Genomic DNA, 10,817 nt, shown 5'->3' with positions numbered 1-10,817 from the left:
GATGCGGCCCAGGGCCCAGGCGGCGTGGCCGCGCACCAAGGGCTCGGGGTCCTGCAGAGCCTGCCGCAGGGCGGGCACGGCCTCAGGATCGGCCAGGTTGCCCAAGGCCACGGCGATGTTCCGCAGGTAGCCCCGCCGCTTGGCCCGCTTGACCGGGCTGCCGCGAAACTTGCGGCTGAACGCCTCGGGCGTCAGCTGCAGGTCGGCCAGCAAATCGGGCCAGGGCACATCGGGGCGCGGGGCAAAAGCCGCGTCGCCTGCCTGGGGGGCCCGCCGGTTCCACGGGCACACCTGCTGGCACACATCACAGCCAAACACCCAATCGCCCATGCCGGGACGCAGCGTCTCGGGGATGGGCCCACGATGTTCGATGGTCAGGTACGAAAGGCAGCGGTTGGCATCCACCGTGCGCCCTGGTCGAATGGCCTGCGTAGGACAGGCCTCCACACACCGGGTACAGGAGCCGCAATGGTCCGTCGGGAAGGGCGCATCCGCTTCCAGCGGCAACCCCAGCAGGATCTCGGCCAGGAGCAGATACGATCCCAAACGGGGGTGGATGAGCATGGCGTTCTTGCCGATCCAGCCCAAACCGGCCCGTTGCGCCAGATCTCGCTCCAAAACCGGGCCGGTATCCGTGTACAGGCGGTGAGGGACGGGATACCCGACCTGCTCCTCGATGAAGGCGACCAGGGCCTGCAGGCGCTCCACCAGCACATCGTGATAATCCGCTCCCCAGGCATAAGCCGCCACCCGGCCGGTGAGGGATGCCGTGGGATTGTCTTTCTTCCGGATCTCGCCGGGGGGCGCCGCGCCCGACGAGGGAGAACCGCCCGCAGAAGTGCGCCTGCCCCAGGCTGCGGGGAGAGGCGGAGGGGCAAAATAGCGCACGGCCAGCACCACGATGCTCTGGCATTCGGGCAAAATACGCCGCGGGTCCGCCCGGCGCTCCCGGTTCCGCTGCCGGGCCATGTAGGCCATGCCGGCGTGGTAGCCAGCCGCCAGCCACGCTTCATAGTGTGGGTAGGAGGCCGGAGGAGCGCAGTCCGTGACGCCGACCAAATCGAACCCCAGGCGGTGGGCCTGGGCCTTGATGCGCTGCGTGAGCACCGCGAGCGTCATGGCCCCCTTCCTCAAGGTGTGGCCGAGGGGGCGACCACCCGGATTTCGACCCAAAAGGGCTGTTGCCCCGGCCCCACACCGAAAACCTCACCACCGGCGCTGCGCAAGCGCCAGTACCCGCGGTAAGTGCCGGGCGTGGTGGGAGCGACCAGGGGCACCGACAGGTCCGCCTCCTCGCCGGGGAACACCACCACGCCGAGGGGCACTTCCAGAGGCGCGTTCATCAGAGCGCCCTGGACGAAAATCAGGTGGAAATCCGGCGTCCAGGCACAGGAACCGATGTTGCGCAGGCGCCAGGTTTTGGTCAACTTCCCGCCGGGCTGCACCACCGTGCCATCGGGCAGGGTAACATCCCGCACGAAGGCCGCCTGAAGGCACGGCGCCGGGGTGGGGCTTAGGGTGGCCTCTCCCGTTTCGGAGGCGGGCGTCGCGGTTTGCGCTCCCGTGGGGGCGGCCGAAGGCGTCCTAGCCAGCAGAGGCGTGGGCGTGACGGGCGGTGTGAAGGTGGCGACCGGCGCGCTTTGGGTCAACACCGCCACCACCGTTTGCGCCGCCGCGGTATAGACCGCCTCCAGCGCCGGGGTAGGCGTGGCCGCGGGGTTGAAAACCGCACACGCCGCCATCCCCACCAGGGCGAAAAGCCCGCTCAGCACGAACATCCTTTGCCTCATCGGTACACCTTTCCTACGGCGTCATCGCGCCCTCGGGAAGGGATCCCTCCTGCCAGGGAGCAGCATACCACAAAAGGTACTCCTCCACACGGGCCGACCAGTACGCCTCATCGTGACGCCCGGTGTAAAGGTGCCACTCGTGGGGGATGCCCCGGGCCGTGAGCAGCGATTCCAACCAACGGGCCGATTCGAGGATTTCCTGTCGGTCCATGTCACCCACATCCAGCCAGATGCGCGGCCACTGGCCCTGCGGAATGGCATCCAGCCAGGCGGCCACATACGGGCCGTCGCGCCAGAACACGGGCGGGCTATGGCCGCCGATGGCGCCGAACAACGCCCAATGGGTCAGGCCGATGTGCAAGGCCCAGGCCGCCCCCCGCGAAAGCCCACCGATGGCGCGGTACTTCCGCTGGGGCAAGGTGCGATAGTGGCTCTCGACCCACGCCATCAGAGTGTGCAGAAAGGCCTCGTCGAAGCCATCCTCTTCGGGCTGATCCCATCCCTGATCCCGGGGCATGACCACCAGAAACGGGGGCAGTTGCCCCGTGGGGATGAGCCGATCCAGCGTCTCGTCCACGCCCAGGCGGTCCCATTGCTCGTCGGTGAAGTTCTGCCCGTGGATCAGGTAAAGGACGGGGTAGGCCCGTTCGGGTTGGGCGTCGTAACAGGGGGGCAGATACACCCGAAAATCCAACGACCAGACATCCTCCGGGGGATTCAGACGATGCTTCTCGATGCGTCCCCCCGCGGTCCAGCAGGTGAGCGGCGTGGGGCTGGGTGTGGGAGATGGCGCCAGGGGAAGCAGAGGCGCAAACCATGGGGTGACCGAGGGGTAAGGCTCGGCGGCGGGGGTAGGGGCCGGGGGTAAAACAGGCTCGGCCACCTGCATCCCGCAAGCGGCCAGGAACAAAAGGCCCGCCCATCCGACCCATCTCAACGAACGCGGCGTTTCCATTCTTCTTTGAGTTGCAATTTGCGGGGACTTTCCCCAGGGGCCAGGGTGAGGAAGTCGAACAACAGGCGATGAAACTTGCTTCCCTCGTCCAGCATGGGGAAATGGCCCGAAGCCTCAAAGGGAATCACATGCACATGCTCGGGCAACTGCTCCGGCGAGAGGCGCTCAGGCAAACGAATGAGGGGGTCCTTCAAGCCGTAAACCAGCAGGGTGGGCACCTGCAAATTGGCGAAGGCTCCGGCCACATCCATGGTGCGCAGGGCTTTTAAAGAGGCCACGATGGCCTGAGGGTCGGCTTTGGGGGCCTCCATTCGGGCGGCTTCGGTGCTGGGAGTGGGGGTCAGCAGCCAGTCGGACAGCGTTTTCAGGTCCTCGCGCTGCAGGCGCGCGGAGATGGCCTCGTAGGATTCCGGCAGGCCGATGGCCATCAGGCGCTCGACCCGCTCCGGCCATCGCCGGGCGAAAAACATGCCCACCAGCGCGCCCAAACCATGCCCCACCAGGGCGATGCGCCCGATACCCAGTTTGTCCAGGAATTGGGCCACCAGGGTGACCTGCGCGTTGACGGTGTAGCGCTCGGACAGGTGGTCGGTGTCACCGAAGCCCCAAAAATCCAGGGCATACGCCCGGAACCGCATGGCCGCATGTTGCATCGAGGGGATCCAATACCGCCACGAGCCCACCCAGCCGTGCAACAGCAGCACCGGCCGGCCCCGGCCCAACACCTCATAATGCACCACACCGTCTTCGATCAGAATAGCGCTCATGCTATGTTTTGCCCAACTGGCCCAGAATCTCGGCCACCTGTTGGATCAATTCGTCGGGCGAGAACGGCTTGAGGATGTACGCCACCGCCCCTGCCTCGTAGCCCTCTCGCACTTCGGCTTCCTGACCTTTGGCCGAGAGGAAAACCACCGGAATATCTTTGGTTTCCGGCATGGTCTTGAGGCGGCGGCTGGCTTCGTAGCCCGTCATGCGCGGCATGCGCACATCCATGATGACCAAATCGGGGCGTTCCCGCAGCACCGCCTCGACGGCCTCCTCGCCGTTGCTGGTGGCCACCACCTGATGCCCGGCAAACTGCAGGGTAAAGGTCACCAACTCGCGGATGTCGCGTTCGTCCTCAGCGATCACGATTTTCGCCATGTTAGCCTCCTTCTGCTGGCAAACGCCCCCCTTCGGCCACCGGCAGAGTGAACGAGAAGGTGCTTCCTTTTCCGGGGATACCGTCGCTCTCCACCCAGATCTGGCCGCCGTGCATCTCGACCAGGGTGCGCACGATGGACAGGCCTAGCCCCGTCCCGGCGCTGGCCATGACCAACGGATGCTCACCCCGGTAAAACCGTTCGAACACCCGCTCCTGCTCATCGGGGGGAATACCGATACCGTTGTCCACCACATCAACCTGGACCTCTTCACCCTGTCGCCGGGCCCGGACGAGCACCCGTCCCCCATCCGGCGTGTACCGGTAGCCGTTGTCCACCAGATTGGCCAGAATCTGATAGAGGCGCTCCCGGTCGGCCCAGACCGGCGGCAGGTCCGGGGGCAACTCGGCGACAAAGGTCACGGCGCGGCCATCCTCCTCAGCCAGGCGTCGGGCTTCGGTGAGCACTTCAGAAACCAGTTCCGCCAGGTCCACCTCCTCGGGCACGAAGGTGATCTTCCCCGCCTCGATGCGGGAGATATCCAGCAGGTCGCTCACCAGGCTGCTCAGCCGCTCCGTGTTCGTATGGACGATTTCCAGGAAGCGCAACTGCTGCTCGTTCAAAGGCCCGGCCACCCCTTTGAGGAGCAACTCCACATATCCCTTGATGGCCGTCATGGGCGTGCGCAACTCGTGGCTCACCGTGGCCACAAACTCCGACTTGAGCCGATCCACTTCAACCTGATGGGTGATATCCCGAAACACCGAGACCGTCCCCAGAAACTCCCGGCTGGTCAACACCGGCGTCAGGCGCACCGAGAGCACCCGCCCGTCTTCCAGATCCAGACGCTGCTCGTAAACCTCGCCACTCTGATAAAGGCCAGGGTTCTCGGACCACTGCTTCACCTTGGAAAGCCATTCCCCGGCCGCGGCACCAAAGAGACCGGAAAACCGCTCCAGGGGTTGGCCCAAAATGCGCTCGGCGGCAATCCCCAACAGGCGCTCCGCCGAGGGGTTAAAAAGCGTGACCTTGCCCCGGGCATCGGTCACCACAATCCCGTCAGCGACTGATTCCAGGATGGCGCGGGCGCGGCTGGCCTCCACCTCCCGACGACGCACCTCCTGGCCCAACCGTTCGGACTGATCCCGGATGAGGTTGAACAACTCGGCGTTGTTGATGGCCACGGCCACCTGCCGCCCCGCGGCCATGGCCAAATCCAGATGGTCCAGGGAGAAATAGCCCGGCTGGCGGTGGAAGAGACAAAAAGCGCCCAGCACATCCTCGCCCACCTGCAAAGGCACCACAATGGCCGCGCGATGGGGAGGCAGGCCCTCAGGGCCGGGTTTCCAGCGGGGGTCGTCATGTAAATCGGGCACGAGCACAGGCTCGCGATGGCGCAATACCCATCCGGCCAGGGATTGCTCCACCGAAAGGGCTGTGGGACGCCCTCCTGGAGGCGGCGAGTCGGTATAGCCTCGGGCCGCCCGCAGGTAGAAGTAACGTTCGTCAGGCCGGTGCAGCAAGATGGTGCTTTGTTCGGCGCCCAGGGTCTCGTTCATCAGATCAAGGGTGCGGTTGAGCACCTGATCCAGGTCCAGGCTGCTGGCCAACTCGGTGATGATGCGCAGCAGAATCTGCGCCCGGCGATGCTCCTGGGTCAATTCGCGGGTGCGCTCGGCCACCCGACGCTCCAGTTCCTGAGTCAGGCGGCGCATTTCCTCGTACAGGCGCGCGTTTTGATAGGCCACGGCGGCCTGTTGCGTCAGGGTGCGGCCCAGGTCCAGTTCGGCGGGCGACAAGGCCGCCTGCGCCTTCACCTGGACAACCACCACGCCGTGCAAAATCTCCCGCGTCACTAACGGGAACAACACCACCGCCCGGGCCGACCCACCGCGGGTCAGTTCTTCCCTCCAGGGCGCCAAGCGCTCATCGTGCAAAGGGTCCAGGGAAAGCACCACGCCCTTGGATTCGGCCATCTGCTCCACCAGTTCCAGGGCCGGCAACAGGCGCGGCACCGGCCCCGAGGCTGGCTCCTCCATTACCAGCGTCAACTGGCCTTCCCGATCCTCCACCACCACCCCGACGCGTTCCAGGGGCAAGGCCTCGCGCAAGCGCCGCAGGGTCAGCGACAAAATGTGTTCGGGGTTCAGGGTGACGCCCAGTTCGGCAGTGAAAGAGTACACCAGTTCCAGCCGGGCGGTGCGCTCATGCAGTTCCTGCGCGCGGTGTAAACTCTCCTCGTACAGACGGGCGTTCTGCAGGGCCGCAGCCGCCTGCGCGGCAAAGGTGCGGGCGATTTCCACCCGTTCCGCGGTAAAGAACCGCGGCTCGGCTTTCTCCAACACAATCACCCCCATCACTTCCCCTTGGGAAATCAGGGGCAGCCCCAGCCAGGAGCGATAGGGGTAGGCTTCCGGCCAGGGGAACCTGGTGTCTTCGTGGGTATCGGAGACCAGCAAGGGTTCTTCGGTGGTGACAATGACCTGCAAGAGGGCGCTGTCCTTCAGCGCCACACGCACCCCGCGCCGCTCTTCCTCATCGGGGAAGCCCCGGGCATTCTGCACCACAAAAACATCCTCGGCTTCGCGCATCCACACCGTGGCCGCATCGTAAGGCAGCGCCGTGGCCAATTGTGGCAAAAGCGACGCGACCACCTCTTCCGTCTGCAGGGTGGAGGTGATGATGGCCGCCACATTGGTCAGGGCCTGCAACTGACCGGCACGGGTTTGCGCATCCTCCAACAGGCGGGCGTTTTCCAGCATCAGGCCCGTCTGCCGTGCCAGGGCCAGCAGCAGGTTTTCGTCGCTCTCCTGAAATGCGGCCAGGGTGTTGAAGTTCTCCACCACCACCACACCCAGCACCTGTTCGCCTGAAGCAATGGGGATCATCAAGGCCGAGACCGGTAGCCGGTTCAAGGTGGCCTGCTGATAGCGCAAGAGGGCTTCCTGGTCGAAGGGGTAAGTGCGCACAAAATCCACTTCGTCGATGCGTTGAACCTGCCCCGTACGAAAGGCTTCGCCCAGCAAACCCTCCACCGGTAGCGCCACGCCCACCAAGGCCTCGGGCGAACCGTAGCCCTGGGCCGCCTGGAGGCGCAACACGCGATGCTGCTCATCCCACAAGGCGACAAACCCGGCGTGGGCGCGGTGGATGACCGCCAGGGCGCTTTCCAGCAAATTGTTCAACAGCCGCTCCAGGTCCAGTTCCCCCAGTTGCCGGCTGAAGCCCAGCAGCAAATCCACCTCTTCCAGGCGGCGGGTGACCTCGTTGAGCAGGCGCAGGTTTTGCAGGGCAATCCCCACCTGGCGTCCCAGCAAGGTGAACGCCTGCACATCCTCGTTGGAGAAGGGCGGCAGCGAGTTGCCCGAAACGGCCAGGGCCACTGCCATGGGTTGCTCCTCAATGCCGATGGGAAGGGTCAACACCGCGCGGGCCTGCAAACGCCGCAACAAAGGCGCGTCCTGCCAGGGGGTGGCCTCGTGCTGCAAATCGCCGATCAAGATGGCCTGTTGCATCCGCAAGGCTTCGGGGATGGGATTGCGCTGCCCCAAAAGGCTCTCCAACCGGATCCCCTCGGGCACCGTGCCGTACACCTGCCGCAGGCGCAACTGCCCGCCCACCTGCTCCACCACAACCACCACTTCCATGGCCAGGCGTTCCAACAACTCGTGCCCCAGGGCATCGAACACTGCCTGGCGATCCGGCTGCCGGTTGACGATGGTGGCGATGGCCAGGGCCACCTCCAGGCGCTCCTTGCTGCGCGCCAGGGCGTTGGTATCGACCATCTGCTCCAGGTCCTTGTGCAACCAGCGCCGCACGCCCGCCTCGGCCGCCTGGAGCGCCGTCTCGGTCTGGCGCAAGGCCTCTTCTAGTCCGCGGGTGGCGTCCTGGTGGGCGCGATGGACCTGTGCCCACTGGAAGAGCAGTCCCCACACGGGGGCTGTCATGCTCAGCGAAGCCCCCACGGCGTCCAAGGTCTCCGCCGTTTCGTCCGGAGGGCGTACCATCACCACGCCCAACAACGCCTTCTCGGCCGAACGGATGGGCATCACCCACCCTGCCGCCGTCTGCTCCTGGGATGTGTCCTCCAGCCAGGGCACTTCGGCCCGGAACGAGGGCGGCAGGCGATAGATTCCCTCGGCTCCCACTGGCTCCAAATGCGCCGCCAACCGATCCCACACCAGGGGCTCCGGCCGGACCTCCCATGGCTCCGACGACCCCAGAGGGAGCAGCATGCCCGAAGTCTCGTCATAAGCGTAGAGCGCCCATCCGGAGGCCCCCACGCCCTGCATGACCAGGCCGGTCAATTCAAGCAACAAGGCCTCGGGGGACTCGGAGACCGGGTGGGAAGCCAGGAACTCGCGAATCAGGCCAATGGCGGCCAGCCTTTGCTGCCATTGGGCCATTTGCCGGACCTGGGCCTCCCGCTCGCGGTGAAGCCCCACGGCCAGGGCTGCCTGCAAGCCCACGCCCTGGGCAAAACGTATCTGTTCCTCGTCGAAGGCCTGCACCGTATGAGCGTGTAGGTCCAGCACCCCGATCGGGCGATGGCGATACACCAGGGGCACCACCAAAGCGGAACGCACGCCAGGATGGGGTTGTTCTTCTTCGGTCAATGCGGCAAACACCAGCGCCTCGCCCTGCTCCAGCGCCTGCCGCTCGCGAGGGCTCAACCCGGCGTCCTGCTCCGGCGCACACAGCAACTGATGTTGCTCGGCCACCTCACCCTCGGGAGTCAACAGGCGCAGGGTGGCACAGTCCGCCGCAGTCAGGTGGACCACCTCGCGGCGCAAATGTTCCAGCAGCCGCTCCAGAGAGGGGGCCAGCGTCAACTCGCGGCTCAGGCGCAGCAAAGCCTGCATCTGTTCAGCACGCGCGGCCAGGGCGTGGTCGCTCTGGTGTAGCAAACGCTCCTGCTCGATGGCCAGGGCCAGTTGGCCGGCCACGCTGGCCACCAACTGCACATCGCTACGCTGAAAGGCCCCGGGGTACGGCGATCCCAACAACAACTCCCCCACCCCCCGGTCGCGCACCGAGAGCGGCACGACCAGCACCGAGCGCACCTCGGGCAGGGCCTCCACCAGAGGCCGATACCAGGCCGCGATGCGCGGGTCTCCCTGGATGTCGCGGGAGAGAAAAGGCCGCCGGGTGCGCGTGACCGTGTAGGCAAAGGAAGGGTCCTGCACGCTCAATTGCCCCAGTCGGGTCACCACCTCGGGGGCCACGCCGACCACCGAAGGGCGGTGCACCTCCAACACGCCGCGGGATTCATCCAGCAGAAACACGGCCGCCCAGGAGGCCTTCAACAGACGGCTCAACTCCTGCAACACAAAGCGGAAGGTCTCATCCAGGGTAGCCTCGGAGGCCACCAGATTGGCAATCCGGCGCAGGGCCTCGGCACGGTACGCCCGCTCACGCTGCGCTTGAAGCAACACAAAGTTCTCCAGCACCGACGCGATTTGTCGAGCCATCGCCTCGGCCAGCGCCAGGTCTTCGCTCCCAAAGGGCCTGTCGGCGCGATTGCTCAACTGCAACACGCCCAGGAAGCGCTCCTCGGTGCGCAGGGGCAGGACCAGGGTGTCGTGAATCCCCGCTCCCCGCGCCAGGTCGGCCAGCCCCACCCGCTGGAACCAGGCATCCTCCACGGCATTCGGCGTCCAAAAAGGCTTTTCCAGAGGCGCCCACACCGCGGGATCGTCGGGGAGGGGGGCACGGTACGAGTCCACAAAAGCCCGGGGCACCCCTAAAAAAGGCCACTGGGCCTCCAGTACCCGACTCCCTTCACGATACAACAGCAACCCCACCAAACGGGCCCCGGTCAGGGTGTGCATACCTTCCACCAGATGACGCACGAAGGCCTCGGCATCGTGCAAGGCCGCCACGCTGCGCAACACGGTGACCTGGGCCTGCAATTGCTCCACCTGGGCCTGAACTTTCGTGTACGCCAGGGCGCGGTGCAGCGCCGCGGCCGCCTGCTCGGCCACCCACTGCATGAGCCGCAACGAACCGACATCGAAAGCCCCGGCCTCGTCGGCGGCCAACTCCAGAGTGCCCAACACCGTATCCCCCACGAGCAAAGGCACGCCCAGGTAGGCCCGTGCGCCCGCAGGGAGCCGGTGGGTCGAAACCGCCAGGGCCGGATGCTCTGCGTGGCGAATGTCGGGGATCAGAAGAGGCTCGCGATGGGTCATCAGGTATCCCGTCAAGCCCTCCCCCCTGGGATACCGTTCCTGAGGGCGCTCCAGATGATGCTCCATCCCGGCCAACCCTACAAAGCGATAAGGCCGCAGGGTCTGGGTTTCCTCATCCCAGAGCGTAATTTCGATGTAATCGGTGGGGAGCAAACGATCGACCACCTGGAAAATGGCCTGCAGGGTCTCCTCCACGCCCAGGGTGTCGGTCAGGGCGCGGCTCAAGGTGGTCAGGCGCTCCAACACGGCTTCCCCGTCCGAGGCTTCGGAGGACGCGCCGGGCATCCAGGAAACCGGGCGCAAGAGGAGGGCCATGGCCGCCCCCTCCACGGTGGGCAGGGGGAAGGAAATCACCGTGAACATCCGCCGGGCCAGGGTCACCTCGCCCTGGCCGGGCACGGCGCAAAGGCGCAAAAACTCCTCTACAGGGCGAACCCGGCGGGCCAGGTTCTCCAAATGGGGAGGCTCGCCGGGTTGCAGGCCAAACCAGGTGCGCGCCTGGGTGCTGGCGTAGACCACCTGCCCTCCAGGGCGCAGCAAGAGCACCCCGGCGGCCGCCTCACCTGAGGGGGAACCGCCCTCCCGGTCCAAAGGCTCGGCCAACGGGAAACGCGGCAAACGCACGCCTCCCGTGCGCAGACCGGCGCCCACCAGCGCCACCAAACCCAACGCCACCAGGCTCAGCCCCACTCCCAGCACCGTGACCCACAGACCCACAACTGCGGGAACCATCCCT

Annotated in this window: 6 protein-coding genes; all 6 read right to left on the bottom strand. The window is 65.9% G+C overall.

What is annotated here, in order from left to right; translation table 11 throughout:
* A partial coding sequence (queG, locus tag G4O04_05765; GenBank protein ID HEY58026.1) for a tRNA epoxyqueuosine(34) reductase QueG occupies positions 1-1,119 on the bottom strand: 1,119 nt, incomplete at its 3' end.
* Positions 1,120-1,130: 11 nt separating this feature from the next.
* Positions 1,131-1,778, bottom strand: coding sequence for a hypothetical protein (locus tag G4O04_05760; protein HEY58025.1), 648 nt, complete (start codon positions 1,776-1,778; stop codon positions 1,131-1,133).
* Positions 1,779-1,803: 25 nt separating this feature from the next.
* Entirely contained in the window at positions 1,804-2,700 is an 897-nt protein-coding gene (locus G4O04_05755; protein HEY58024.1) for an esterase family protein, read from the bottom strand.
* Positions 2,701-2,723: 23 nt separating this feature from the next.
* Positions 2,724-3,512, bottom strand: coding sequence for an alpha/beta hydrolase (locus G4O04_05750; GenBank protein ID HEY58023.1), 789 nt, complete (start codon positions 3,510-3,512; stop codon positions 2,724-2,726).
* 1 nt (position 3,513) lies between these two features.
* Complete coding sequence (locus G4O04_05745; protein HEY58022.1) at positions 3,514-3,891, bottom strand: response regulator; 378 nt, start codon at positions 3,889-3,891, stop codon at positions 3,514-3,516.
* 1 nt (position 3,892) lies between these two features.
* Positions 3,893-10,813, bottom strand: a complete 6,921-nt coding sequence (locus G4O04_05740; protein HEY58021.1) for a GAF domain-containing protein — start codon at positions 10,811-10,813, stop codon at positions 3,893-3,895.
* Between the last annotated feature and the right edge of the window lie 4 nt (positions 10,814-10,817).

Source organism: Anaerolineae bacterium (assembly GCA_011176535.1).
In the GTDB taxonomy this organism is placed as follows: Bacteria; Chloroflexota; Anaerolineae; order Anaerolineales; family DRMV01; genus DUEP01.
Note: the sequence above shows the minus strand (reverse complement) of the source record. Positions and strands in the feature narration are given on the sequence as shown.

Excerpts from the sequence above, each read along its gene's own strand:
- G4O04_05760 (HEY58025.1), bottom strand. The coding sequence starts at position 1,778 with ATGTTCGTGCTGAGCGGGCTTTTCGCCCTGGTGGGGATGGCGGCGTGT.
- G4O04_05750 (HEY58023.1), bottom strand. The coding sequence starts at position 3,512 with ATGAGCGCTATTCTGATCGAAGACGGTGTGGTGCATTATGAGGTGTTG.
- G4O04_05745 (HEY58022.1), bottom strand. The coding sequence starts at position 3,891 with ATGGCGAAAATCGTGATCGCTGAGGACGAACGCGACATCCGCGAGTTG.
- G4O04_05740 (HEY58021.1), bottom strand. The coding sequence starts at position 10,813 with ATGGTTCCCGCAGTTGTGGGTCTGTGGGTCACGGTGCTGGGAGTGGGG.